At 60.8% G+C, this 24,493-nt stretch carries 23 protein-coding genes; 14 read left to right on the top strand and 9 right to left on the bottom strand.

The genetic code is table 11. The features are described 5' to 3' along the window. Positions 1 to 6: 6 nt before the first annotated feature. A complete protein-coding gene (locus DMO26_RS22195; protein ID WP_117194477.1) occupies positions 7 to 930 on the top strand; it encodes a LysR family transcriptional regulator in 924 nt (307 codons plus the stop codon). Further along, a complete protein-coding gene (locus DMO26_RS22190; protein ID WP_226951385.1) occupies positions 927 to 2,327 on the top strand; it encodes an amidohydrolase family protein in 1,401 nt (466 codons plus the stop codon). Before DMO26_RS22195 ends, DMO26_RS22190 begins: the two co-directional genes overlap by 4 nt. On the opposite strand, the gene fdxA is transcribed toward DMO26_RS22190, so the two are convergent. Then, a complete protein-coding gene (gene fdxA, locus DMO26_RS22185; protein ID WP_117194343.1) occupies positions 2,303 to 2,659 on the bottom strand; it encodes a ferredoxin in 357 nt (118 codons plus the stop codon). The two genes, DMO26_RS22190 and fdxA, sit on opposite strands and share 25 nt — an antisense overlap. A gap of 305 nt (positions 2,660 to 2,964) precedes the next feature. Between fdxA and DMO26_RS22180 the strand changes: the two genes are divergently transcribed. Further along, the gene (locus DMO26_RS22180) at positions 2,965 to 3,846 is read left to right on the top strand and encodes a DMT family transporter (RefSeq protein ID WP_162895023.1); all 882 of its coding nucleotides are present in this window, start codon (positions 2,965 to 2,967) and stop codon (positions 3,844 to 3,846) included. Between the two features lie 157 nt (positions 3,847 to 4,003). Here DMO26_RS22180 and minE read toward each other — a convergent pair whose 3' ends face one another. The 3 genes from minE to minC are packed head-to-tail and all read right to left on the bottom strand — an operon-like array spanning position 4,004 to position 5,834. Next, positions 4,004 to 4,264, bottom strand: coding sequence for a cell division topological specificity factor MinE (minE, locus tag DMO26_RS22175; RefSeq protein WP_117194341.1), 261 nt, complete (start codon positions 4,262 to 4,264; stop codon positions 4,004 to 4,006). Continuing rightward, a complete protein-coding gene (minD, locus tag DMO26_RS22170; protein ID WP_117194340.1) occupies positions 4,261 to 5,076 on the bottom strand; it encodes a septum site-determining protein MinD in 816 nt (271 codons plus the stop codon). The genes minE and minD overlap by 4 nt, the downstream gene beginning before the upstream one ends. 29 nt (positions 5,077 to 5,105) lie before the next feature. Beyond that, positions 5,106 to 5,834, bottom strand: a complete 729-nt coding sequence (minC, locus tag DMO26_RS22165) for a septum site-determining protein MinC (RefSeq protein WP_117194339.1) — start codon at positions 5,832 to 5,834, stop codon at positions 5,106 to 5,108. A 254-nt stretch (positions 5,835 to 6,088) separates the two neighbouring features. Between minC and DMO26_RS22160 the strand changes: the two genes are divergently transcribed. From DMO26_RS22160 to DMO26_RS22135, 6 genes are all read left to right on the top strand, one after another. Continuing rightward, positions 6,089 to 6,991: an NUDIX hydrolase gene (locus DMO26_RS22160; RefSeq protein ID WP_117194338.1), complete on the top strand. Its 903-nt coding sequence runs from the start codon at positions 6,089 to 6,091 to the stop codon at positions 6,989 to 6,991. Between the two features lie 68 nt (positions 6,992 to 7,059). Continuing rightward, a complete protein-coding gene (nadA, locus tag DMO26_RS22155; protein ID WP_117194337.1) occupies positions 7,060 to 8,031 on the top strand; it encodes a quinolinate synthase NadA in 972 nt (323 codons plus the stop codon). Beyond that, positions 8,028 to 9,569: an L-aspartate oxidase gene (locus DMO26_RS22150; protein WP_117194336.1), complete on the top strand. Its 1,542-nt coding sequence runs from the start codon at positions 8,028 to 8,030 to the stop codon at positions 9,567 to 9,569. Before nadA ends, DMO26_RS22150 begins: the two co-directional genes overlap by 4 nt. A 1-nt stretch (position 9,570) precedes the next feature. Beyond that, the gene (gene nadC, locus DMO26_RS22145; RefSeq protein WP_117194335.1) at positions 9,571 to 10,425 is read left to right on the top strand and encodes a carboxylating nicotinate-nucleotide diphosphorylase; all 855 of its coding nucleotides are present in this window, start codon (positions 9,571 to 9,573) and stop codon (positions 10,423 to 10,425) included. A 549-nt stretch (positions 10,426 to 10,974) separates the two neighbouring features. Further along, a complete protein-coding gene (locus DMO26_RS22140; RefSeq protein ID WP_117194334.1) occupies positions 10,975 to 12,039 on the top strand; it encodes an LLM class flavin-dependent oxidoreductase in 1,065 nt (354 codons plus the stop codon). Between the two features lie 151 nt (positions 12,040 to 12,190). Beyond that, entirely contained in the window at positions 12,191 to 12,925 is a 735-nt protein-coding gene (locus tag DMO26_RS22135) for a LuxR C-terminal-related transcriptional regulator (protein ID WP_117194475.1), read from the top strand. Between the two features lie 24 nt (positions 12,926 to 12,949). Here DMO26_RS22135 and DMO26_RS22130 read toward each other — a convergent pair whose 3' ends face one another. The 5 genes from DMO26_RS22130 to DMO26_RS22110 form a co-directional block, all read right to left on the bottom strand. Next, positions 12,950 to 13,180 carry a hypothetical protein gene (locus DMO26_RS22130; RefSeq protein ID WP_117194333.1) on the bottom strand — a complete coding sequence of 77 codons (231 nt, stop codon included), beginning with the start codon at positions 13,178 to 13,180 and terminating at the stop codon, positions 12,950 to 12,952. Between the two features lie 100 nt (positions 13,181 to 13,280). Next, positions 13,281 to 15,059: a methyl-accepting chemotaxis protein gene (locus DMO26_RS22125; protein ID WP_117194332.1), complete on the bottom strand. Its 1,779-nt coding sequence runs from the start codon at positions 15,057 to 15,059 to the stop codon at positions 13,281 to 13,283. A 340-nt stretch (positions 15,060 to 15,399) separates the two neighbouring features. After that, positions 15,400 to 16,113: a helix-turn-helix transcriptional regulator gene (locus DMO26_RS22120; protein ID WP_117194331.1), complete on the bottom strand. Its 714-nt coding sequence runs from the start codon at positions 16,111 to 16,113 to the stop codon at positions 15,400 to 15,402. A 505-nt stretch (positions 16,114 to 16,618) separates the two neighbouring features. Beyond that, positions 16,619 to 17,005: a YybH family protein gene (locus DMO26_RS22115; RefSeq protein ID WP_226951384.1), complete on the bottom strand. Its 387-nt coding sequence runs from the start codon at positions 17,003 to 17,005 to the stop codon at positions 16,619 to 16,621. A gap of 13 nt (positions 17,006 to 17,018) precedes the next feature. Continuing rightward, positions 17,019 to 17,711, bottom strand: coding sequence for a GntR family transcriptional regulator (locus tag DMO26_RS22110; RefSeq protein WP_117194329.1), 693 nt, complete (start codon positions 17,709 to 17,711; stop codon positions 17,019 to 17,021). Between the two features lie 262 nt (positions 17,712 to 17,973). On the opposite strand from DMO26_RS22110, the gene DMO26_RS22105 reads away from it, so the two are divergent. Genes DMO26_RS22105 through DMO26_RS22085 form a run of 5 tightly spaced genes read left to right on the top strand, consistent with a single transcriptional unit; the run spans position 17,974 to position 24,491 of the window. After that, a complete protein-coding gene (locus tag DMO26_RS22105) occupies positions 17,974 to 19,806 on the top strand; it encodes a gamma-glutamyltransferase family protein (protein WP_117194328.1) in 1,833 nt (610 codons plus the stop codon). A 41-nt stretch (positions 19,807 to 19,847) separates the two neighbouring features. Then, complete coding sequence (locus tag DMO26_RS22100; RefSeq protein WP_117194327.1) at positions 19,848 to 21,365, top strand: ABC transporter substrate-binding protein; 1,518 nt, start codon at positions 19,848 to 19,850, stop codon at positions 21,363 to 21,365. 24 nt (positions 21,366 to 21,389) lie between these two features. Beyond that, positions 21,390 to 22,430, top strand: coding sequence for an ABC transporter ATP-binding protein (locus tag DMO26_RS22095; RefSeq protein ID WP_117194326.1), 1,041 nt, complete (start codon positions 21,390 to 21,392; stop codon positions 22,428 to 22,430). Beyond that, positions 22,427 to 23,545, top strand: a complete 1,119-nt coding sequence (locus tag DMO26_RS22090) for an ABC transporter ATP-binding protein (protein WP_117194325.1) — start codon at positions 22,427 to 22,429, stop codon at positions 23,543 to 23,545. The genes DMO26_RS22095 and DMO26_RS22090 overlap by 4 nt, the downstream gene beginning before the upstream one ends. A 4-nt stretch (positions 23,546 to 23,549) precedes the next feature. Further along, complete coding sequence (locus DMO26_RS22085; protein WP_117194324.1) at positions 23,550 to 24,491, top strand: ABC transporter permease; 942 nt, start codon at positions 23,550 to 23,552, stop codon at positions 24,489 to 24,491. Positions 24,492 to 24,493: the final 2 nt, after the last annotated feature.

Below are 24,493 nucleotides of genomic sequence, written 5' to 3'. Positions count from 1 at the left end.
ACGATGATGCACGCCAGTATCCTGAAATATTTCGTCGAAGTTGCGCGCTCCGGCTCGATCCGCAAGGCTTCCGAGGAACTGCATGTGGCAACATCGGCTGTCAGCCGCCAGATCCGCAAGCTCGAGGATGAACTCGGGACGCCGTTATTCGAGCGCTTTTCCGATGGCCTTCGCCTCACCGCAGCCGGCAAGGTGGTGCTGAAGCATGCCAAGGAGACCATGCAGCAATACGAGATCATGAAATCCGATCTCGGCGACCTTCAGGGCAAGCGCACCGGCCGGGTCCATATCGCCTGCCTCGATAGTCTCGCTGTGCAGTTCATGCCGGAATTCGTTGCCGGCTTTCACCGCAAGAACCCCGCTGTCGATTTCCGTATCCGGGCCGACAACTTCAACAATATCTTCCACTTTGTCGCCGAGGGCGACTGCGATATCGGCATAACCTTCGATCTCGCACGGCCGCACGACATCAAGCTGGTGCATGGCGTACGGATGCCGCTGATGGTGATGGTCGCAAAACACCATCCGATTGCCCGCCAGAAGACCGTAACCCTGCAGGAATGCGCCCAGTTCAAGCTGCTGCTGCAGCTCGACAACGAGGTCATGAGCTCGATGATCGCCGTCGAACTCGCTTCCCTCGATCGGGTCGGCCGGACCTTCGTCGCCACCAACAATCAGATGATGCTGAAGCCGCTGATCCTCTCCGGCGAAGGCGTGGCGTTCTTCACGCCGCTCGGTCTCTTGAAGGAGTTGAAGGCGGGCGAGGTGGTTGCGCTGCCGATCGCCGGCTCCCGCCTGCAGAACATGGAAGTCGGCATCGTGGCACCTCGTAACCGGCAACTGACGCATGCGACCGAAGCCGTGATCGAGGCCATGAGTGCCGATCTCGAAAAATTCAGCAATCAGATCGCGGAGGTCATCAAGCGGTGAGCGGCCAACCGGACATTCGCGTCTTGCTGAGACCGGGAAAAGAAAAGGCACTCCGCGGCACGGGTGCGCGAAGCGCCCTTCCCTCTTCCGCCTCCACGATCCCTCTCGTTTCCGGCGATCTGGTCCTGCCCATGCCGGTCAACGCTCATGACCATGGTTATGGCATTCGCACGCTGGATTTTGGTAGCCTCGACGACGCGCTGGAGACCTGGATCCCGACGATGCGGCTCCGGCCGCGGACCGATGCCTATCTTGAGGCATTGGTTGCTTTTGGACGACTTGCCAAAACCGGTGTCGGTGCGACGATCCATTGCCATAATTCCTTGAATGCGGGGCGGATGGTCGACGAGGCCCTGGACGTGATCCGCGCGGCAACGGATGTGGGCATCCGCCTCGGCCTCTCCTGCCCGCTTCTCGACCACGATGCCTGGGCCTATGACGGCGGGCCGGAACGATTGAAGCCGTTTATGAGCGATGCCGACTGGCAGGCTCTTTCACCGTTTGCACCCCGTTATGCCTCCTTCCACGAACAGCTTGCCGCCGTGGAGGCAGTTGCGGCCGCCAACACAAGTGCGCTGGTCGATGTTCAATATGGCCCGGTCGGCCCGCAATGGTGCTCCAATGCGCTGCTCGAAGCGATCGCTGAAGCCTCCGCCCTGAACAGCCGTCGCATCCACATGCATCTGTTGGAAAGCCCGCGGCAGCGCGCGTGGCTGGACCGGCGTTTTCCGCAAGGTATCGTTCGCTATCTCGACGAAATTGGCTTCCTGTCTCCACGCCTTGCCGTTGCCCATGGTGTTCAGCTTCGGCTCGACGAATGGGAGCTGCTGGCCGAACGCGGCGTTCAGCTCGTCTCCAACCCTGCCGCCAACCTGCGCCTTCGCTCCGGAATCGCACCGCTTGCAGATGCCGTCAAAGGCGGTCTTCGCTTCGGCATCGGCCTCGACGGCAGCGCTTTTGACGATGACCAGGACCTCTGGCGCGAAATGCGCCTTCTCTACTTCCTGCATGGGGGGCGCGAGCTGGAAAGAAGTTTCACGGCGGCGGATATTTTCGACGCCGCGACCCATACGGGCAGGACGGTCGTCAATGCTCCGGCCGGGGACATGACCGTTGTCGATTATGGCGCCTTGATCGCAGACAGTATCTTCGATGATCTCGATGAGGCGGAAGTGCTGCTCAACCGCATGGCCGCCCGCCATGCAAAGGCCATTTATGTCGCGGGCCATCCAATCATGCTGGACGGCAGGCTTCTCCATGTCGATTTCGACGCGGCCAGGACCGAATTGCTGGCACAGGCCAAAGCTGATCTCCCTCGCCTGATCGTGGAGCGGGAGCGGTGCGGCAAGTTGATTGCCGCTGCCCGTGCCTACTACGGAAGCTGGGCGGCCTGGTGAGATGCCGGGCGCACAGGCGTTGCCGCGACGACCGGGTGATCCATGCTTCTGGTACGGCTCTTGTCCCAACCGCCGGGGGAGCCGAGACCGGTGACCTCCGGTCCGAAATAGTCCCTGTTCACCGGAATGAACGTCATCTGTGCCTCGCTCGCCTCCTCGTCGTAGGCTATCGCATCGACGGGACAGATGGAAAGACAGAGGCCACAGTTGATGCACTCGTCGGGGTGGATGTAGAACATCCGCCCGCCCTCATAAATGCAGTCCACGGGACAGGCAGCGGTGCAGGCGCCATCCTTCACGTCAATGCAGGGTTCCGTAATGATATAAGCCATCGCCGGCCTCGATTTTTCAAGCTTTTCAGTACTATCTCAAGGCTAGCGTTGCCGAACAGCGCTATATTTCGTCGCGAGCGTTCGAATTTCAGCAATAAGGAACCCTGCGGAAGGATGGTGCGGCAGCGGTGGAAAATGAACCGGCGTGACAACTTGGTTACGCCGCCGCTTTTCCGATGATCCTATCCGACTCTTCGGATGCAACGATGGACGTTCCGTCGTATACGCCCGCTCAAGTGCAGACCGTACCGCAATGACTGTTCGCCGGGTGCCTTCTTGATGCCGCGCGTTCAAAAGGAAGGCATATGGAAAAGGCCCAGTCGAACCTAAGAGCCGCCGTATGGATGATAGTCTCCATCGCGCTGCTCCTGCTCATGGCTGTGTCGGGCAGGGCCATAACGCGGGAGATCGACGTTTTCCAGGTGATGGAGATGCGCTCCGTCCTCGCCTTCTTCATGCTGCTGCCTCTGGTTCATCGCGAAGGCGGCCTCAAGGCGATGCGAACCGGCATTCTGCCAAGTCATATAGGCCGAAATGTTGCTCACTATATCGGCCAATTCGCGTGGTTGATGGGCCTCACGTTGATCCCTATGGCGCAGGTGATCGCCATCGAGTTCACCGCGCCCATATGGGCGGCCCTCATGGCTGCCATGTTCCTTGGCGAGCGGCTGACATGGCGCAAGAGCGTTGCGATCGGCTTCGGCCTGGTGGGCGTGGTGTTGATCCTGCGGCCTGGCGCTGCTCCTATCAACCCCGGTCATCTGATTGTGCTGGGGGCTGCTTTCGTATTCGCCATATCCTTCATTACCACAAAGGTTCTGACGCGCTCGGACAGTGCGACGAAGATCATCTTCTGGATGCTGATCATTCAATCCGTCATCGGATTGATTCCGGCACTGAAGGTCTGGATCTGGCCGTCCCTGGCAACATGGCCATGGATCCTGCTGATCGCTTTTTCAGGCACGTTTGCGCATTATTGCATGGCTAGAGCCTTGTCTCTGGCCGAAGCGACCGTCGTGATGCCGATGGACTATCTGCGGGTGCCGTTGTCGGCTCTCCTGGGTTATCTTCTCTATGCCGAGGCCATCGACAGCTTCACCGCGGCTGGCGCGGGACTGATCCTTGCGGGCAATCTTTTCAACCTGCGCAGACCGAATGCCAAACGAATAGAGCCCACGCCAAGCTGACGGCCCACGGCGCGCGCCTGCTTCGATCGAGGCTGCGGCGACGTTGAGAAGGTGTCGCCATGATGATTTGCAATGCGGAGTACGCAGAAACACAAAGCATGGAGACCGCTGCCTCGGCGTGTTTACGGGCAGCGGTCATCAGGGTTCATAACCTTCGTCAGGCCGCCTGAGCGGTCGCGGCGAGAGGAATTTCGACGTCGATCTCGAGGATCGAAACGTTTTCGTCGCGATCGATCTTGATATGAACCTTGTCGCTGTCGATCTCCACGTGCCGGGCGATCACCGCCAGGATTTCTTCGCGGAGCACAGCTACCAGATCGGTGCTGGCGGACGCGCGTTCATGGGCAAGCAACACCTGCAGGCGCTCGCGAGCCATGGGTGCGGATTGCTGTTTGCGGAAAAGACCGAAAATGCTCATGCGGCCTTCCTTCCGAAAATCTTGTCGAAGATGCCTCGCTTTTCCCCTGGGATCGTGATCGGCAGGGCTTCACCGGCCAGCCGGCGTGCCGCATCGAAATAGGCCATGGCGGGGGCGCTGCGGGCGTCGGCCAGGGTAACCGGGCTGCCGAGGTTGGAGGCGCGCAGGACGTCCATGCTTTCGGGAATGATGCCGAGCAGCGGGATGGAGAGGATCTCCAGAACGTCATCGACTTTCAGCATGTCACCGCGTTCGGCGCGGCTGGCGTCGTAGCGGGTCAGAAGCAGGTGCTTCTCCATCCGTTCGCCACGTTCGGCCTTGACAGTCTTGGCGTCAAGGAGACCGATGATGCGGTCGGAATCGCGTACCGACGAGACTTCCGGATTGGTGACGACAACGGCGACATCCGCATGGCGCATCGCATGGGTCGCACCACTTTCGATGCCGGCAGGGCTGTCGCAGATCACCCAGTCGAAAACACGCTTCAATTCGGTGATGACGCGTTCCACACCTTCGGCCGTCAGGTTGTTCTTGTCTCGAGTCTGGGATGCGGGCAGCAGGAACAGTGTTTCCAGCCGCTTGTCGCGGATCAGCGCCTGGGAGAGCTTGGCTTCGCCCTGAATGACATTGATCAGGTCGTAGACGACCCGCCGTTCCGCACCCATGACCAGGTCGAGATTGCGCAGTCCGACGTCGAAATCGACGACGACGACGCGCTCGTTTCTCTGCGCCAGGGCGGCGCCTAGCGCCGCGGTCGATGTCGTCTTGCCGACGCCGCCCTTGCCCGACGTAACTACGATAACCTTCCCCATCTTGGTCTCCTTTGCTGGCCCGCCTCGGCTCAGATAAGTGTCTCTGCCATGATTGCTTCGCCTTCGAGCCAGCATTGGACGGGTTGTCCGCGCAGGCCCGGGGCCATGTCTTCCGCCATCTTGTAAATACCGTCGATCGCCACCAGCTCGGCTTCCAGCTTGCGGCAGAAGATCCGCGCTGCCGTGTTCCCGATCGATCCTGCCATGGCGCGGCCGCGCAGGGCGCCGTAGATGTGCACCGATCCGCCGGCGATGATTTCGGCGCCGGATGCCACCGACCCGATGACCGTCACGTCGCCTTCCGGGAATATGACCGACTGGCCCGAGCGTACCGGCTCCCGTATGACCAGGGATTGCAGCACCGCACGAGCTTCCGGCGCTGCCGGCTTCACGTCGCTGTTGCGCAATTCGATGATCGGTTCCTTGGCGACGGCTTCGTCGGAAACCGGCCGGCCGCCCTTCAAGGCGGGTGGCATGCCGGGTCCGAGGATCGAAGGGCGAGCGCCCTCGATGCCCATGATGCTGACATTGCGGTTGGAAAGCTCGCCGATGAGTTCCATCAACTGCGTGCGGTTGATTTCCAGGTCCGTCACGTCGAGCACGACCGGCCGTCCCAGGAAGAAGCCGGCGGAGCGGGATGCCAGGTCGTCGAGCCTGGTCAACCACTCGTCGACAGGCAGATCGGGAGAAAGGACGACCGCCAGAAAGGAACGGCCCTTGATTCGGATCGAGCGAGCGTCTGTTAGCACTTTGGTCATCTACGTAAACAAATCGTTGACCTTGTGTAGCTCCGATATGGTTAACAAATGGTTAATGTACCATCATCCGAACCCGTATTTCGTTGAATGTCTGACGGTGAAACCGAGCAATGCGGGACAAGCGTATCCGGCCGTTGGCAAAACCCACGCCCGGCATCGTAACCTGCGGATCATGCTGGCAAAAAGCCCAGCGCTCGGGATAGAATGCGGCTAAGAGCCGACCTCCCGGCTCGCCACCGACTTCTGGAGTTTTCTTGACCACCGGACTTGCGCATGCCGAACTGATCGCAGTTCTTTCAGCCGTGACCGGGGACGAGCCGCGCGTGATGACCGTCCGGTCCGGCAACGCCCTCCCCTCCGGCCCTTTCGAACTGGAGCACAGAAGCCTTCAGGCGGGATTGCGCGAGTGGGTGCGGGATCAGACGGGCCATCCCGTCGGCTATCTCGAGCAGCTTTATACATTCGCGGATCGCGACCGAACTCGTGAGAATGCCGAGGTGCGAACCATTTCCATCAGTTATCTGGGCCTCGTACGCGAGCAGGCAGCCCCTGGCGCGAGAAGCCCCGGATGGCATGGCTGGTACGAATATTTCCCTTGGGAGGACCATCGCAGAGGCCGACCGGATGTCCTGTCCTGCATTGTTGAAGGCTTGCAAGGCTGGGTGGCCGCGGAGCCGGCCCGACGGGAGCATCGCCAGCGTCGCGTCGATTTCACCTTCGGGCTGGAGGGAGCCGCGTGGAACGAGGACTTGACCCTCCAACGCTACGAGCTGATGTACGAAGCGGGGCTGGTCACCGAGGCCGGTTCGCCGGCCCACGATGGTCAGGGACGGGAGATGTTTGCCGATCATCGCCGCATTCTGGCAACCGGGATCGCGCGGCTGCGGGCCAAGATCAAATACCGGCCGGTGGTTTTCGAATTGATGCCGGAAAGTTTTACGCTTTTGCAATTGCAGCGCACGGTCGAAGCGCTCGCCGGCCTGACGCTGCACAAACCGAACTTCCGCCGGCTGATCGATCAGCAGGAACTGATCGAGGAAACCGGCGAGACGACAAGCGAGACCGGCGGGCGGCCGGCCAAGCTTTTCCGCTATCGTTATGCCGTTCTGGAAGAACGCGCTCTCGCCGGTTCGAAACTTCCGCTTTCACGCAATTGACATAAACTCGAATCGAGAATATCTATTTGCGCCGGATATACTCATTTCGAGTATAAAAGGAGATGCTCATGAATTCGCCCGTTTCCGCATCCTCGCTTTACGATCGTGTCAGCCGTGTCATCCCGAAAGCCGAATGGATGGCTCATGAGGCGGATGTCGAGGCGATTCTTGAGCTCAAGCGCCGCCGCAACGCCGTCATTCTTGCTCACAACTATCAGACACCGGAGATTTTCCACGGCGTGGCGGATATCGTCGGAGATAGCCTTGCGCTCGCCCGCAAAGCGGCGGAGGTGGATGCCGACGTGATCGTGCTTGCCGGCGTCCACTTCATGGCGGAAACGGCGAAACTCCTGAATCCGTCGAAAACGGTGCTGATCCCGGACATGGAGGCCGGCTGTTCGCTGGCGGATTCGATTACGCCAGAAGACATCGCACTCCTCCGCCAGGCTCATCCGGGCGTACCAATCATCACCTATGTGAATACGTCCGCGGCAGTGAAGGCGGCATCCGACATCTGCTGCACCTCGGGCAATGCCAGGCAGGTGGTTGAATCGCTCGGCGTTCCGAGGGTGCTGATGATACCCGACGAGTATCTGGCGCAGAACATCGCCCGCGAAACGAATGTCGAGATCATCGCATGGCACGGACATTGCGAGGTTCATGAACTGTTCAATGCGCAGGATGTTCGCGATCTTCGCGAGTCCTATCCGGGTGTCATGGTGCTGGCGCATCCGGAATGCCCGCCGGATGTGGTCGCAGAGGCAGATTTTGCCGGTTCCACCGCCGTCATGTCGAATTATGTCGGGGAAAGAAAGCCAGCCCGCGTGGTGCTGCTGACCGAATGTTCGATGAGTGACAACGTCGCGGTGGAGCATCCGGATGTGGAATTTGTGCGACCTTGCAATCTCTGCCCGCATATGAAGCGCATCACGCTCTCCAACATTCGCAAGGCGCTGGAGGAAAACCGGTATGAGGTGACCGTTGACCCGGCGATCGCCGGATCCGCGCGTCGGGCGGTCGAAAGGATGCTGGCGATATGAGCGAGATTCTCGACCGTCTCGCCGGCTGCGTCGCGATCGTCGGGAGTGGGCTGGCAGGGCTTATGGCGGCGTTGACGCTTGCGCCTCAGCAGGTCGTGCTTATTACCCGCTCCGAGCTTGGAGCGGAAACCTCCAGCGCCTGGGCGCAAGGCGGCATTGCTGCAAGCCTCGGGCCGGATGATAGTCCAGACCTGCATCTCGCCGATACGCTTGCGGCCGGCGACGGGCTCTGCGATGCCGACGTCGCGGCTTCGATCGTGAGAGAAGGCCCGGCTGCAATCGAGGCCTTGCAGCGCCACGGCGTTCGTTTCGACCGTGCATCCGACGGCAGCCTGTCACTCGGCCTCGAGGCGGCCCATTGCCGACGACGCATCGTTCACGTGGAAGGCGACGGCTCCGGCGCGGCCATCGTTCGTGCCCTGGTGGAGGCGGTTCTGAAGACGCCGTCGATCACCGTCCTTAGTGGCGTCGAAGTCCGCCGCCTGTTGATGGATGGGGATAAGGTCTGCGGTCTGCTTTGTGCGACCGGCAGCGGCGCCATGACCCTGCCGACTGCCAGGGTGGTTCTGGCGACCGGCGGGCTTGGCGGACTTTATGACGCGACGACCAATCCCGTGGGCAATTACGGCCAGGGCATTGTGCTGGCCGCCCGCGTCGGCGCGATGCTGGCAGACATGGAATTCGTGCAGTTCCATCCAACCGCGCTCGATACGGTCCGACGCCCCCTTGCCCTCGTCAGCGAGGCGGTTCGCGGCGAGGGTGCAATATTGGTCAACGAGAAGGGCGACCGTTTTCTGGCATCGGAACCAGGAGCCGAACTCGCACCGCGCGATGTGGTCGCCCGGGCGATCAGTGCCGAGATTGCCCGCGGCGGCGGCGTTTTTCTCGACACGAGAAAAATGTTCGGAGCAGGTTTTGCAAACCGCTTTCCCGTCGTCAATGGTCTCTGCCGCGAAGCGGGCCTCGATCCTGCCTCCGACCTGATCCCCGTCCGTCCAGCGGTTCACTACCATATGGGCGGCGTCGCTACCGATGCATTCGGCCGCAGTTCCGTGGCCGGCCTTTGGGTAGTCGGAGAAGCCGCTTCGACGGGCCTCCACGGTGCAAACCGGCTTGCCAGCAATTCGCTGCTCGAAGCGGCCGTCATGGGCATGCGCGCCGGTCATGATGTCGCCGGCACATCGATGGAGAGGCCAAGGCAGATATCCGGGACCAGCCTCCCCTCGCCTGCAGACATTTCCCCCGTCCAGCCGATCGTCTCCCGTCATCTCGGCGTATTACGCAATGCCGGGGCCATTCACGGAGCGATCGCGAGCCTGCTGCCGCTTGTCGAAAGCGATGGCGCGGCCTCCGATCCCGCGCTCGTCGGCCTGCTGATCGCAGTCTTTGCGGCTCTCCGGCAGGAATCGCGCGGCGCCCACGCCCGCACCGACTTTCCTCTGAGGTTCGCCTACGCCGAGCGAAGGAAGATGTGCCTGAACAAGGTGCTTCAGATCGCCCGTTCGACCGCATCCCATCCTCTCGCCAGGAGCGCCTGACATGAACCTCGTCCCTCTTCCGCGGCTGATCTTGGAACCATCCGTACGCGCAGCGCTTCTCGAGGATCTCGGCCTTGTTGGGGATTTGACGTCGGCAGCCGTTATCCCGGAAAAGCATCGTTCTACCGTCGTGATGGCTACCCGCAAACCCGGCGTGATCGCCGGTCTCGATGCGGCCGAACTGGCCTTCCATCTGGTCGATCCCGCAATCGTCGTGACCCGCCACGTTCCGGATGGCGCTGCGGTGAAACCCGGGGATATCATTGCCACGATCGAAGGCCCATCTCGCGGTCTGCTGACAGCCGAACGAACCGCGCTCAATTTCCTCGGCCATCTCTCGGGCATCGCCTCCGTGACGGCTGGAATCGTTTCGGCGATCGAAGGTACGAAAGCTTCGGTCGTCTGCACGCGCAAAACCACCCCCGGGCTGCGTGCACTGGAGAAATATGCGGTCCGTGCCGGCGGCGGAAAGAACCACCGGTACGCGCTTCACGACGCGGTGCTGATCAAGGACAATCATGTGGCGATCGCCGGAAGTGTTGCGGAAGCCATCCGCCGGGCCAAGGCAGGCGCCGGCCACATGGTGAAGATCGAGGTTGAGGTCGACACGCTCGACCAGCTCCACGAGGCAATGGAAGTCGGCGCGGATGCCGTATTGCTCGACAACATGACGCCCGCCGAACTCCGGGAAGCCGTATCGATCGTCGCCGGCCGGGCGATCACCGAAGCCTCTGGTGGGATCACGCCGTCAACCGCGGCAGCCATTGCTGCCTCCGGTGTCGATCTGCTCTCGGTCGGCTGGATTACCCACAGTGCGCCAACCCTCGACATCGGTCTCGACTTTGTGTCCGCCTGAGGGGCCTAGTGAGCTGATGGAGAGGAGAGATGCTAAATCTCCACGACATAGTCTGCATCGGATCCGCACGTCTGATCCGTTAGCGTGTTTCCGACCATAATCCGCCGCGGATTTCTCCGCATTGGTGCTGTATCGCGTGGGATTGCCAGGACAGCTGAATCTGCGCATCCTCTTCCGTATTATCGAAAACGTCATGGTTCGACGCCGGGCATGCAGCACTGGATGTATGATGCCGCCGGCCGCAAATCTCGCAGCTTTGTGGAAGGTTCATTTCCCCTGAGGCCCGTTCAGGAAACCGTTTCGCGGCATAAGCCCCAGAAACGATTGCCTTTTGCTTGTTCGGAGATCGACAGAGGCCTAGCTTTTGGACGCTATTCCAGAGAAGCGAGCAGAAGGTGCAACTCGATTTGAACGGCAAGACAGCCCCTGTCACCTTTGGTTCCAAAGGCATCGACCTTGCCTGTGCGCAATCCCCGCCGTCGCTGACACGGGTAGCCGCCCGAGGCTTTTGGCATCGCCAGCCCTATTCTTCATCACGCAGGCCACAGCATGAGCAGCAAGTCCGAATTTCTCTGGTACATCCCCAACGACGTCAAAGCCGGGCATCGGCGCGATGCCGCTGCCGAAGGTCACAACAGCCTGGAGACTCTGACTGCGCAGGCCGAGGCCATTCAGGAGCACGGCTGGAAGGGAGCACTCATCGGCACCGGTTGGGGTCGGCCTGACACATTCACGCTTGCCACGGCGCTCGTCGCGCGGACCACGACCTTCGAGCCGCTCATCGCGGTGCGGCCCGGTTATTGGCGGCCGGCGAATTTCGCGGCGTCCGCCGCGACCTTGGACCAGCTGTCCGGCGGTCGTGTGCGGGTCAACATCGTATCGGGTCAGGATGACCTTGCCGCTTATGGCGACACCGAGGGCGATCAGGTGCATCGTTATGCCCGCACCAAAGAATTCATGCGGCTGGTTCGCAGGCTCTGGACCGAGGAAAACGTCACTTATTCGGGGGAGCATTTCAGCGTCTCGGGATCCACCGTCGCACCGCGCGTTGAAGCCCGCGGCGACCGCCGTCATCCGAGGCTCTATTTCGGCGGAGCCTCCGAAGCGGCCGAGCGTGTGGCGGCCACCGAGGCCGATGTCCAGCTCTTCTGGGGCGAACCGCTCGACGGCGTGCACGAACGGATCGAGCGGCTGAGAGCGTTGAGCAGGGAGCTGGACCGCGATCTCCCTCCCCTCGAATTCGGCCTGCGCATCACCACGCTGGTTCGCGATACGACGGAACAGGCCTGGGCTGATGCTGAGGCGAAAGTCGAGCAGATGGCCAAGGGCAGGAGCGGGAACTGGAGCGACCACAAGGGTATTGCGGCCGGTCAGCGGCGGTTGCTCGATCTCGTCAATCGCGGGGATGTGCTCGACGACAACCTCTATACCGCACCGGGCAGGTTTGGGGCCGGTGGCGCCGGGACAACCTGGCTTGTGGGTTCTGCGGCAGATGTCGCCCGTTCACTCGGCAAATACCGGGAACTCGGCATCACGCATTTCGTCCTTTCCGACACACCCTATCTCTCCGAGATCAAGCGACAGGGCGACCAACTGCTTCCGCTCCTGCGATAGGAGAGCTGCCGATCGCGAAACGCGAGGGGCGGCTAACCTTCGAGCCTGGGAAAACAGATCTCAGGCCGCGGGCAAGAAAGAGGGCGGGAGTTTACTAAATCTTCATCTTTCAACCCCAAATTTGACGTCCATCAAGAACGAAATCATTGCGATGTCCGTTTCAACTGCTTTTCAATCCGACTTCGTGGATCTCGACACCTATGTCGATCTCCAATCCGTTCCACGCCATCGCCATTTTAGCTCGAACTCGATCGTCGATCGGATGCGTCTGGCGGTTGCATTCGATCATATCGCCATCAGCGGCCTCGATATCGACGGCTACCGTTTCGGCCAGGCAGCGTCGGTGGACAGCGATTTCCCGCCGGCCTTTGTCGAAGCCTATGCGGCAGACGGTCTGGTGGGGAACGACCCGTTCGTTCAGGCGGCGAAATCGTCGAGGGATATCGTCATCGAAAGCGAGGTCTGGAAGAATTGCGAGCCGCCGCAGCGGTTGCTTTACCTGACCCGCACATTCAAGGTCCAAAACCGCACGCTCATTCCCATCCTGCGTGGAGATGTCGTCTATGGCGGTGTGTGCTTTGCGCGATCGACCCCGTTCGATGATGACGAATTGGCCTTTTTGACGCTGATCGCCGAGCCGATCCACGCTGCGGTCACGCGACCTCTGATGGAGAAGTTCGCCACGGCACAGATGAAGTTGTCGAAGGGCGAGGTCGCCTGCCTCAGCCAGGCCAGCCGCGGCCTGACGAGCGACAGCATTGCCACCGCGACAGGTTACCAGACCGAGACCGTCAACAGCTATATCAAGTCGGCTGTCCGGAAACTCGGTTGCTCGAACCGCACGCAGGCGATTGCCGAGGCGATCCGGAGACGGCTGATCGCCTGATGGGAAAGGGTGGTGCACGCCGCATCAGACTGACCGATCCACGTTCCGGCCGATCTGTCTGAGATAGGCTGAGATGTCCTCCATCAGATGATCCCTCGGCCCGAACTCCCGCAGAATTGACTTGACGACGGAGGCATGCGGCTCCGTCGAAGGTTCGCCGATGCAATAACCGCGTCCGACAGCCCACATGTCGCAGCCCGCCTCCAGAAGCGCATCAACGAGTTCGGCAATAGGCTGGACCTGAGGGTGGCGCATGGGCACTCTCCTGTTGCTCCGATCCATCATTCCGTGCCGCGCAGCCGGAATGCCACGATCTCGGAGCCGGTGGTGCGAGGCCGATCATCGATGGATGACATCAGAAATCCTCCCACTTCTGAGCTACGGCGCCGCCGCTTTGGAGCGGCCGGGAAATTTTGCGACTGAATGTGTGCAGCGGCGAGCCAGTGCGCCCATCCTGACGATCGAAGGTCACGACGGTCGAAGCCTTGCCGTCTTCCACCTGGAACTGGCTGATCAATTGGAAGAGTGCATCCGCCTCGGCTGCAAGGCCATGACTTGCGGCATTTGATTCTTCAACCATCGCCGCGTTCTGCTGGGTACCCTGGTCCATGGTATTGACCGCAACATTGATTTCCCGCAGGCCGATGGCCTGTTCGCGAGCGCCTTCGACGATCGCTGCAACGTTGACATTGATATCTTTGACCTGGGACGCGATCCGCCCCAAGGCTTGGCCGGTTTCGCCGACGAGGCTGACACCGGTCTTGACTTGGTCGCCGGATAGGGTGATCAGCGCCTTGATTTCCTTGGCGGCTGCGGCGGACCGCTGGGCGAGTTCGCGCACTTCCTGGGCGACGACCGCAAATCCCTTGCCGGCCTCGCCGGCGCGAGCTGCCTCGACACCCGCATTCAATGCCAGCAGGTTCGTCTGGAAGGCGATTTCATCGATGACGCCGATGATGTTGGCGATTTCCCGTGAAGACTTTTCGATGGCCCCCATGGCGGTGATCGCCTGCCCGACGATGGCGCCGGAATTCTCCGCATTCGTTCGCGCCGCCTCGACCAGCTTGCCGGCCTCGTCGGCTCGTCGGCTGGAGTCGCCTACCGTCTGGGTGATTTCCTCAAGTGCGGCGGCTGTTTCCTCCACGGATGCCGCCTGTTGCTCCGTCCGTTTCGACAGGTCGTCCGCCGCGGCCTTAATTTCGGCCGAGCCCGAGGCGATCGCCTGGGCGTTCTGCCGGACGGCCTGCATCGCCACCCGAAGACGATGCGAAGTATGGTTGAAGTCGAGACGCAGCGGTTCGAGGGCGGCGATGAAGGAAAGCGGAAGTTCGGCACAGAGATTTCCGGCGGAAAGCGCCTGCAGTCCCTTGCCGAGGGCAAGTACGTTTTCCACCCGGCCGGTGACGTCGGTCGCGAATTTGACCACCTTGAAAACCTTGCCGTCCATCCCGAAGATCGGATTGTAGGAAGCCTGAATATGGACCTTGTTGCCTGCCCGGCCGACGCGGGTGAATTCCTCTGCGACGAACTCGCCGCGACGGAGGCGCTCCCAGAAGCGGCGAAAGTCGTCGGTGCGGACATAGTCCGGCTCGCAGAACATGGAGTGGTGTTTACCGACGATGTCGGAAAGCTGGTACCCCAGCGTCTTCAGGAAATTCTCGTTGGCGGTGATGATCTCGCCCTCGGGAGTGAATTCAATGATCGCCTGAGCCCGAGACAGCGCTTCGAGTTTCCCCGCATCTTCGGTGGCTCTGAGCTTGATGGCCGTGATATCGGTCGCGAACTTCACGACCTTGTAAGGCTTGCCGCGTCGAAAGACCGGATTGTAGGATGCTTCGATCCAGATGTCGCGGCCGCCCTTGGCGATGCGGCGGTACTGCCGCTGGTCGAAATGACCTTGCGCGAGTCGGTCCCAGAAGACCCGGTATTCGGCGGATGCTGCTTCCTCCGGATCAACGAACATGCTGTGGTGCTTGCCGACAATTTCGGAAAGTTCGTAGCCGAGCGTCGTGCAGAAATTAGCGTTGGCGGTCATGACCCGGCCTTGGAGATCGAATTCGATGATCGCCTGCGAGCGGCTCATTGCGGAGAGGACCGCGTCGGAATCAGAGCCGGTAAAAAACGGTATTGCCATGCCTTGTTGTCTCCTTGGTCGCTCGCTGCATCAGGCGCGTAGATCTCGTTGCCATTCCCGTATGAAGGAGTGGCAGCTACGGTCGACGCGGGTGCGCGCAGCAATTCGATGAGCGCCGCGTGCCCTGATCTATTGTTATTTCCTCTAATGGCGCACGGAATTTGGCCGGCGACCTGTGCCGATCCTGGCGCGTTCAAAGTGCGCCTTTCGTTCGACAACCCCAAAAGTAGGGATGATTTCTTGATGGATGTTTAAGAAAATCGGCACAAGACGAGCGAGCATGCTCTTTTTGAGAAAATGTTCGAAAAACTGCTTGCCGTCCGCGGTCCCAAAGCCGCAACTACTCGATGAGTTTCTTGCGAATAGCTTCCGCTATGGCATGGGCGCGATTGCGCGCGCCGAGTTTCTTGGCCGCCGATTTAAGATAACTATCGACCGTTTCCTTGCGGAAGCGCGAGGTGGCCGCGATCTCCTCGCTCGTCATGCCCTGGGCCGCAAGCCTAAGGCATTCGACCTCTCCCTCCAGAAGGCCGACAATCTCGGCACCGAAGCGTTTCACGAGCGGGCGGGTGATCTTTTCGTGCAAGGGAGCGGCGAGCAGCGCGAGATATTCGATCTCTTCCGCGCGGAATATGCCGGCGTCCCGCGCAAAGACCACGGAGCCGTAGGTTCGATCGCCACGTCGCAGAAAGAATGCCAATCGGTGACCGATGTGGAACGTGCGTAGAAGGTAGGCTAAACGCGGTTCAAGTGGAAGATCCAGATTCTCTTCCGTCACGATTTCAGCGCCCCTGGTGCCGGTGAGCACCATGGGATCGGTGAGGTAGAGTTTTTCTCCCTCATAGGCCTCGACGAAGGCGGGCGGGAAATTCGACGTCACGCTCGTGAAGCTCCCGACCCGGTAATTGCCGAGGTCAAGACCGCTGACGCTCACGAAATCGAAAGGCACGGCGCGCTGCGCGAGGATCAGTGCTGCATCGGGAGACAGTCGGCGGTGCCGCGGCAGCGAGCGCAAATCGTAGGGAAATTCCGTCGAAACGTCCTGTTTTGGCATCTGAAGTACCGTGATGATCCGAACCTGCAAGGTCCAGAAATGGGGCGCGACTCTTAAATTCGGGTTAACGAAGAACCGTTAAAGTTTAATGGTTGCAATAATTCAACTCGAAAGCCCGCCTCGTTCGATCTGAAGTCCTTCTTATTCCAGAATTCCGCATCGAGACTGGCAGGTCGTCCCGCATTCGAACTATCTTCCTGAGATTCTGTAAATTTTTATACCCTGTATTTGGGGTTGTCGGCTGCATGCGGAGGGCCGTGAACCGGAGGGGTCCAGCATCGCTGACGCGTGCCGGTGATCCAGGCGCAGCCGGGAGATCGGCGGGTAGATCGCCGTTCGGCCACCGTTGTCTTCGACCGTATCTAACAGCGAAATTCGGAACCGATGATCGAGCGACCGACTTTGCCTTACGCGTGGCAGTTCACCACATGGATGATCTTGGATGCACCCATGCTGTTTTCCTCTTCGATTAGCCGGATGTGACTTCAATAGTCCTTTTTCGCTCTTACTTCTCGACCTGCGAAACGTGATTGAGTGCGATCACCCATCTGCCGTCGCGCTTGCGCATCAGGCGGGTGTTGACGCCGGTCTGGTTGCCCGCGGAACGCACCAGCTCGTAATCACTGATCAACTGGGCGGCATCAGGTGCCAGTATCTCGATGCGGATATTCGAGAAGGCAAGTTCGCCCTGAGAACCCGGCGCGCCTCCGTAATCGGCAATATAATGATCGAGCGTCGCCTTCCAGTCCTTCTGAATACGCCCGCGGGAGACGAAGATCACGTCGGGATTGGCAAACCCCGCCATATAGCCGGGGAAATCGCCGCGGTTCCAGGCTGCTTGCATATCGGCGATCACGGCGCGGATGGCGTCTTTTTCGATCATATCGGACATTTCGAGCCTGTCTCTAGAAAGCGTTCTTGGCCACGGCATTCTCTTCCTGCCGCTGGCGCCGGAGGAGAACTTCCTGCGCTGCCGAGACAAGGTGGCGGCGCAGCGCGTTTTCCGCAGCCTTGGGGTCCTGATCCAGGATCGCATCGACAATCTGCTGATGTTCCTGGCAGGAGCGCTTGAGGCGTCCCTTGTCCTTGAGCTGATATTTTCGGAACGGTGCGAGCTTCAGCCGCAGTGTCTGCGCAGCCGCGATCAGGTCGCTGTTGTGGCTGCCCTGAAAGATGAGGCTGTGGAAGCGCGTGTTGATCTCGTTGTAACCGTCGTGCTCGCCACCCTCGGCAAGCGCATTCATTTCCCGATGCATGCTTTCGAGGTCGGCGCGCTCGCTCATCGTCATCCGATGAGAGGCAAGCCGTCCGCATGTCGCTTCGAGTTCCGCCATCGCCTCGAACATTTCGTCGATGCGTTGGGCGGAAATCTGCGCGACGACAACCCCCTTATAAGGTTCGCGCTCGGCAAATCCTCGTCCACATAAAATATGCAACGCTTCCCGTACCGGTGTGCGGGAGACGCCGAATTGCGCGGCGATCGACGTTTCATCAAGCCGCGCACCTGCCGGAATTGCACCGTTGATGACGGCGTCTTCCAGCTGTTCGGCTATGAAATCACTACGGCTTTTCTTGGTATTCGCTGGAGCGTCCAGCATTGCGCATTCCTTTTCCCGGTTCCGGGCACTCTGCTCCGGTTGTTTTTGATCAACTGATCGCTACGGATTACACAATCCTCTTGCAATGTCGGCAGCAAATATACAGTATGTCCACAAATAGAGGCAAACCGCATGCGATGCGGCAGATAACACCGAGACTTGTATATAATCCAGCGTGAACATGCCTGCCCACCCGTATCGGCAACCTCTGAGAAGAGGCTGCCAAAATGGATCGTAGACGGCTGGGAGTGAGGAATTTGCGATGACGTTTACGACGCGACCGGAACTCAGGGGCACATTCGGAGCCGTTTCCTCGACTCATTGGCTGGCCTCCGCCGTGGGGATGTCCCTCCTTGAAAAAGGGCACACGGCTTTCGACGCCGCGGTTGCTACCGGCTTCGTCCTGCAGGTCGTCGAGCCCCACCTCAATGGTCCCGCTGGTGAGGTGCCGATCATCGTCACGCCGGCGGGAGCGGACGCCCCTATCGTCATTTCCGGCCAAGGACCATCTCCTTCCCGGGCAACGATCAAATATTTCAAGGATCTGGGCCTCGATATCATCCCCGGAACCGGTCTTCTTGCCGCCTGCATTCCAGGCGCATTCGGCGCATGGCTCACGCTGCTGCGGGACTATGGTACCGCCGAGCTGGAGGACGTACTCTCTCCCGCTATCTATTACGCCAAGACCGGTCATCCGCTTGTGCCTCGCATTGCCAACACGATTGCGTCGATGCGCGAGTTGTTCGAAACCCACTGGCCGAGTTCGGCGGAAGTCTATCTGCCAGGCGGCGTTGCCCCTCAGTCCGGCAAGCTCTTCCGCAATCCGCAGATCGCTGCACTCTACCAGCAGATCCTCGATCACGCGAAATCCGGCGGGAGCCGTGAAGCGCGCATCGATGCGGCACTCGATTTCTGGTATCGCGGCCCGGTCGCCGAGCGAATCGAGGAGTATTGCGCCACCGAAGAGATATGGGACGTCTCCGGTCGTCGCCACAGAGGCCTGATCACGGCCCAGGACATGGCGAAATACAAGCCGCTGATCGAGAAGCCGGTTTCCGTGGCTTACGGCGACTACGAGGTCTTCAAATGCGGACCATGGTCGCAAGGCCCCGTTCTCCTGCAGATGCTTCAGATCCTGAAAGGTACGGATATCGCCGATCTCGATCCGATGAGCGCCGATTTCGTGCATCTCGTCGTCGAAACAGCGAAGCTTGCCATGGCCGACCGCGATTCCTGGTATGGCGACAGCTCCGACGTGCCGATGACCGCCCTGCTCTCCTCGAGCTACGCCGATGTCCGCCGCGCGCTGATCGCCGGCACGGCATCCATGGAGATCCGTCCGGGCGCTCCGGAAGGCCGCAATCCCAACCTGCCGCCGCTGCGCATGGTCGGCACCATTCCGCAGCCCGGCCTTGGCGGCGGCGAACCGACGGTCGGCCGCGAAGCCAAGCTGCCGAACGACCGGCAGGGCGAGCCCTCACTGACTCGCGAAGGCGCGCAGCGCGGCGACACGGTGCAAGTCAGCGCCGTCGACCGTTGGGGCAACATGGTCTCCGCCACACCGTCCGGCGGCTGGTTCCAGTCGAGCCCGGTCATCCCGGGCCTCGGCTTCAGCCTCACCACACGCGGCCAAATGTTCTGGCTGGAAGAGGGCTTGAATTCTTCCCTCGCGCCGGGCAAGCGCCCGCGCACGACGCTGACGCCGTCCACCATGTTCCGCGACGGCCAGCCTTACATGGCCTTCGGCACGCCGGGCGGCGATCAGCAGGATCAGTGGCAGCTGATCATGCTGCTGCGTCATCTCCATAAGGGCATGAACCTGCAGGAGGCAATCGACGCTCCGTCCTTCCATACCGACCATCTGCCGAGCTCCTTCTGGCCGCGCGAGATCAGCTACGGCGCAATCACGCTCGAATCCCGCTTCTCCGAGGCGGTGCGGGAGGATCTCACAGCCCGCGGTCACAAGGTCACCATTGGCGACGCATGGTCCGAAGGACGTCTTTCGGCCGTGGCGCGGGAAATGGACGGCGATATGCAACTGGTGAAGGCGGGCGCCAATCCGCGTGGTGTGCAGGGTTATGCGGTCGCCCGCTGATCTCAGGAAACAAGCGTTCTAAAACAGGAGAGGGAATATTGATGAGACCACTTTATCTCGCACTCGCAGCCGGCCTGGCGCTGACCGGGCTGGCCGCAACTGCCGCACCCGCCGCTGCCCAGTCCGTTCTCAAGATCGGTTTGCAGGACGATCCGGATACGCTGGACCCGGCGACCAACTGGAGCTTCGTGGGCCGCCACGTTCTGCAGTCGCTCTGCGACAAGATCGTTGATATCGATGCGAACGGCCAGATCGTCCCTATGCTCGCCGCAAGCTGGCAGTGGAGCGCCGACAGCAAGACGCTCACCTTGAAACTGCGCAACGATGCCGTCTTCCACGACGGCACAAAGGTCGATGCTGCTGCGATCAAGTATAATCTGGAGCGCGCCCTCAACGCGAAATTCTCGCGCCGCAAGCCGGAAATCAGCGCAATCAACACGGTCGACGCCGTCGATCCGACGACCGTACAGATCAACCTCAAGGCCCCTTCCGTGCCGCTGCTCGCAGCGCTCAGCGACCGCGCCGGCATGATCGTCAGCCCGACGGCCGGCGAAAAGCTCGGCGAAAAATTCACCGATGCTCCGGTCTGCTCCGGTCCCTACAAGTTCGTCGAGCGCGTTGTTCAGGACCGCATCGTCCTTGAAAAGTTCCCGCAGTATTACGATGCCAAGAAGTACAGCTTCGACCGCCTGATCTATCGCGGCATGCCGGATTCCAACGTCCGCCTGCTCAACCTGCGTTCCGGCCAGCTCGACCTGATCGAGCGTCTTGCTGCGACCGACGTCGAAGCCGTCAAGAAAGACAAGGCTTTGGCCGTCGATCCGGTCGTCGGTCTCGGCTACTATGGCATCACCTTCAGCATCGATGGCGAAGGCGCAAACCTCGACGCCGGCAAAAAGGCTGCGATCCGCGAAGCCTTCAGCCTCGCGATCGACCGCGAAGCCATCAGCAATGTCGTGTTCGACGGCCAGGCCTCGATCGGCAATCAGCCGTTCCCGCCCTCCAGCCCGTTCTACGACAAGAAGTTCCCGGTTCCGGCTCGTGACGTTGAAGCCGCCAAGAAGAAAATGGCGGAAGCCGGCGTGAAGACGGTCAACCTCGAACTTCTCGTTCCGACCGATGCCGAGCGCCAGCAGGTCGCAACGTTGATCCAGGCGATGGTTCAGGAAATCGGCATCAACGTCTCGATCAAGCCGACCGAACTGATGACGCTTCTCGACATCGCCCGCCAGGGCAAGTTCCAGTCTCACCTCGTCGGCTGGAGCGGTCGTGTCGATCCCGACCTGAACATCACCCCGATGCTCTCCTGCGGTGCTCCGACCAACGACGCGCACTACTGCAACAAGGAACTCGATGCGACCCTCGAAAAGGCCCGGTCGCTGGGTGACGTAGCCGCGCGCCAGGCAGAATACAGCAAGGCTATTGCGATCCTCCAGAAGGACCTGCCGATCGTCTATCTGTATCACTCGCAATGGATCTTCGCGCACAACTCCAACATCACCGGTCTCAAGCCTGCTCCGGATGGCATCATCCGTCTGGCCGGCGTCAGCCGTAAGTAAGAACCAAGCTGGCCCAAGGCTTCGATGAGCACGTCTCAAAACACACTTGAAAACCAGTCGGCCCGATCCGTTCGGGCTGACGACGCTTCCGCGTCCGTTCTCGACGTCAAGAACCTGCGTGTCATCTTCGAAGGCGACACGCATACCGTCACCGCCGTGGACGGCGTCAGCTTTTCGGTCAAAAAGGGCCGCACGCTGGCGATCGTCGGCGAGTCTGGCAGCGGCAAGAGCGTTACCTCGCTTGCGGTCATGCGGCTGCTGCCAGAACACAGCGCCCGCATTTTCGGCAGCGTCAGTTTCGATGGCCGGCAGTTGCTCGATGAAACGAAGATCGGCATGCGAAGCCTCCGCGGCAATCGGCTGGCGATGATTTTTCAGGAGCCGATGACCTCCCTCAACCCGTCTTATACGATCGGCGAGCAGATCATTGAAGTCATCCTGCGCCATCGGCAGATGTCGAAGAAGGAAGCGACCGAACGCGCCATCGCCATGCTGAAGCTGGTGCGCATCCCCTCGCCCGAGACCCGTTACTACCAATATCCGCACAATCTTTCCGGCGGCATGCGCCAGCGCGTGATGATCGCCATGGCACTTGCCTGCGATCCGGAACTGCTGATCGCCGACGAGCCGACCACCGCGCTCGACGTGACGATCCAGGCGCAGGTGCTCGAACTGATGCGCGAACTGCAGCAGAAGACCGGCACCGCCATCGTCCTCATCACCCACGATCTCGGCGTGGTCGCGGAGGCCTGCGACGACGTGATCGTGATGTATGCCGGCCAGGTCGTCGAACAATGTTCCGTCGAGGAATTGTTCACCTTCCCGCAACACCCCTATACGGTCGGTCTGCTCGGCTCACTGCCGCGTCTCGATGAAAAGCGTGAGCGACTGGTCGCTATCACCGGCACGGTGCCGGACATGGCCAATCCGCCGCCGGGTTGCCGGTTCCAGGCGCGCTGTCCGTTCCGCGTCGAAGAATGCGCCGAAATGCCCGAACTCATGGAGGTTTCGGCCGGTCACTCCAGCCGCTGCTGGCGTGCGCCCATGGAGGATCTCGTCCCATGACCCAACCCTCCTCTGAAGCCGTGAGGCCGATCATCGAAGTTCGCGGACTTGGCAAGAACTTCGTCGTCAAGCGTTCGCTGCTCGGTCGCCCGCTGGCGTCGGTCGGCGCTGTCGACGACGTGACCCTGTCGCTGATGCCCGGTGAGACGTTGGCGATCGTCGGTGAATCCGGCTGCGGCAAGTCCACCCTCGGCCGTCTTTTGATGCGGCTGATCAAGCCGAGTGCCGGCGAAGTCTTCATCGACGGCCAGAACGTGACCGATCTCAGCCATGCGGTCATGCGCGAGCAGCGCCGGCATGTGCAACTGATCTTCCAAGACCCTTACGCCTCGCTCAACCCGCGCATGACGATCGCCCAGACGATCGCCGAACCGCTGATGCTGCACGATATCGTGCCGGCTAATCAGCGCGCCAGGCGGGTCGCCGAGCTTCTGGAAATGGTCGGCCTTCGTGCCGAACAGGCAAACCGTTATCCGCACGAATTCTCCGGCGGCCAGCGTCAGCGCGTGGTGATCGCCAGAGCCCTCGCCTCGGAACCCAAGGCGATCATCTGCGACGAAGCGGTCTCCGCCCTCGACGTCTCGATCCAGGCTCAGATCCTCAACCTGCTGAAGGACTTGCAGAAGCGTCTCGGCCTTGCCTTCGTCTTCATTTCCCACGATCTTGGCGTCGTAAAGCACATCGCAGACCGCGTCGCGGTCATGTATCTCGGCAAGGTCGTCGAGACAGGTATGTCCGACGAAATTTTCGCCGCTCCGCGTCATCCTTATACACGGGCTCTGTTGTCCGCCATTCCGGTCGCGGCGCCGCCAAGCCATCAGCGCCCCAAGGCCTCCCGGCTGCTTGGCGATCTGCCGAGCCCGCTTTCTCCGCCGGAAGGCTGCCGCCTGCATACCCGCTGTCCGCATGTGCGGCCGGAATGCAAGATCGTCAGCATGAAGCTGGATGTGGAGGCCAGCGGCCATGCCAATGCCTGTGCGTTCTGGCGAGAACTACCAGCGCAGGATGCGGCGGAAGTCGCACGCGAACCGCGCAATCCCAAGCTCGAAAAGCTGTTCGCCGCCTTTGAGGCCATGGCTGCTAATCGGCCGGCCCAAACCGTGACAGGAGGCTGAGCCCATGTCTTCGCTTCTCGCGCGCCGCCTCCTGCAGCTTATTCCGACGGTCATCTTATTGTCGCTGATCATCTTTTCGCTTCAGCATCTGTTGCCGGGCGATCCGGCGCTGGTGCTCGCCGGCGAAAATCCGGATGAGGCGACCCTTGCAGCGATCCGCGCCCAGTACCATCTCGATCAGCCGCTGATCGTCCAGTATCTTTACTGGGTGAAGGGCGTGCTGACCGGCGATCTCGGCGAATCCATGCGCCACAACCGCCCGGTTCTCGAGCTGATCCTCCTGAAACTGCCGGTCACGCTGCAGCTTGCTGTGATGGGCATTGTCGTGGCGCTGGTGCTCGGCATCACAGGTGGCGTCATCTCGGCGCTCCGCCAGAACACGCCGATCGACTACGCCACCAATGTCGTGTCGCTCGCCGGCATTTCGCTGCCGAACTTCTGGCTCGGCATCATGCTGATCATGTTCTTCTCGGTCAATCTCGGCTGGCTACCGGCCTCCGGCTTCGTCAGCCCCTGGGAAGACCTGAGGATGAACCTCTCGACGACGGTCATGCCCGCCTTCGTGCTCGGCACGGGCATCGCCGGCATCATCATGCGTCATACCCGCGGCGCCATGTTGCAGGCGCTCGAAAGCGATTACGTCCGCACTGCCCGCGCCAAGGGCCTCAGCGAGTGGGTCGTCGTCTTCAAGCATGCGATGCGCAATGCGCTGACGCCGATCATCACGCTCGGCGCGCTGGAATTCGGTGCGCTGCTGTCCGGCGCGGTTCTGACGGAGCAGATCTTCACGATCCCGGGCTTCGGCAAGCTGATCGTCGATGCCGTCTTCACTCGTGACTATCCCGTGGTGCAGGGCGTCGTGCTCGTGACCTCGTTGTTCTACATCATCCTCAACCTTCTGGCTGACATCGGATACATCCTCGTCAACCCAAGACTGAGAAGCTGACC

This window comes from Rhizobium terrae (genome assembly GCF_003425685.1).
GTDB classification, from domain to species: Bacteria; Pseudomonadota; Alphaproteobacteria; order Rhizobiales; family Rhizobiaceae; genus Neorhizobium; species Neorhizobium terrae.
This window is presented reverse-complemented; position numbering and strand designations above follow the sequence as displayed.

Bases quoted from the DNA above. Each gene is read 5' to 3' on its own strand.
- DMO26_RS22195 (WP_117194477.1), top strand. From the start codon at position 7: ATGCACGCCAGTATCCTGAAATATTTCGTCGAAGTTGCGCGCTCCGGC.
- fdxA (WP_117194343.1), bottom strand. From the start codon at position 2,659: ATGGCTTATATCATTACGGAACCCTGCATTGACGTGAAGGATGGCGCC.
- DMO26_RS22180 (WP_162895023.1), top strand. From the start codon at position 2,965: ATGGAAAAGGCCCAGTCGAACCTAAGAGCCGCCGTATGGATGATAGTC.
- minE (WP_117194341.1), bottom strand. From the start codon at position 4,264: ATGAGCATTTTCGGTCTTTTCCGCAAACAGCAATCCGCACCCATGGCT.
- minD (WP_117194340.1), bottom strand. From the start codon at position 5,076: ATGGGGAAGGTTATCGTAGTTACGTCGGGCAAGGGCGGCGTCGGCAAG.
- minC (WP_117194339.1), bottom strand. From the start codon at position 5,834: ATGACCAAAGTGCTAACAGACGCTCGCTCGATCCGAATCAAGGGCCGT.
- nadA (WP_117194337.1), top strand. From the start codon at position 7,060: ATGAATTCGCCCGTTTCCGCATCCTCGCTTTACGATCGTGTCAGCCGT.
- DMO26_RS22150 (WP_117194336.1), top strand. From the start codon at position 8,028: ATGAGCGAGATTCTCGACCGTCTCGCCGGCTGCGTCGCGATCGTCGGG.
- nadC (WP_117194335.1), top strand. From the start codon at position 9,571: ATGAACCTCGTCCCTCTTCCGCGGCTGATCTTGGAACCATCCGTACGC.
- DMO26_RS22140 (WP_117194334.1), top strand. From the start codon at position 10,975: ATGAGCAGCAAGTCCGAATTTCTCTGGTACATCCCCAACGACGTCAAA.
- DMO26_RS22135 (WP_117194475.1), top strand. From the start codon at position 12,191: ATGTCCGTTTCAACTGCTTTTCAATCCGACTTCGTGGATCTCGACACC.
- DMO26_RS22130 (WP_117194333.1), bottom strand. From the start codon at position 13,180: ATGCGCCACCCTCAGGTCCAGCCTATTGCCGAACTCGTTGATGCGCTT.
- DMO26_RS22125 (WP_117194332.1), bottom strand. From the start codon at position 15,059: ATGGCAATACCGTTTTTTACCGGCTCTGATTCCGACGCGGTCCTCTCC.
- DMO26_RS22120 (WP_117194331.1), bottom strand. From the start codon at position 16,113: ATGCCAAAACAGGACGTTTCGACGGAATTTCCCTACGATTTGCGCTCG.
- DMO26_RS22115 (WP_226951384.1), bottom strand. From the start codon at position 17,005: ATGTCCGATATGATCGAAAAAGACGCCATCCGCGCCGTGATCGCCGAT.
- DMO26_RS22110 (WP_117194329.1), bottom strand. From the start codon at position 17,711: ATGCTGGACGCTCCAGCGAATACCAAGAAAAGCCGTAGTGATTTCATA.
- DMO26_RS22105 (WP_117194328.1), top strand. From the start codon at position 17,974: ATGACGTTTACGACGCGACCGGAACTCAGGGGCACATTCGGAGCCGTT.
- DMO26_RS22100 (WP_117194327.1), top strand. From the start codon at position 19,848: ATGAGACCACTTTATCTCGCACTCGCAGCCGGCCTGGCGCTGACCGGG.
- DMO26_RS22095 (WP_117194326.1), top strand. From the start codon at position 21,390: ATGAGCACGTCTCAAAACACACTTGAAAACCAGTCGGCCCGATCCGTT.
- DMO26_RS22090 (WP_117194325.1), top strand. From the start codon at position 22,427: ATGACCCAACCCTCCTCTGAAGCCGTGAGGCCGATCATCGAAGTTCGC.
- DMO26_RS22085 (WP_117194324.1), top strand. From the start codon at position 23,550: ATGTCTTCGCTTCTCGCGCGCCGCCTCCTGCAGCTTATTCCGACGGTC.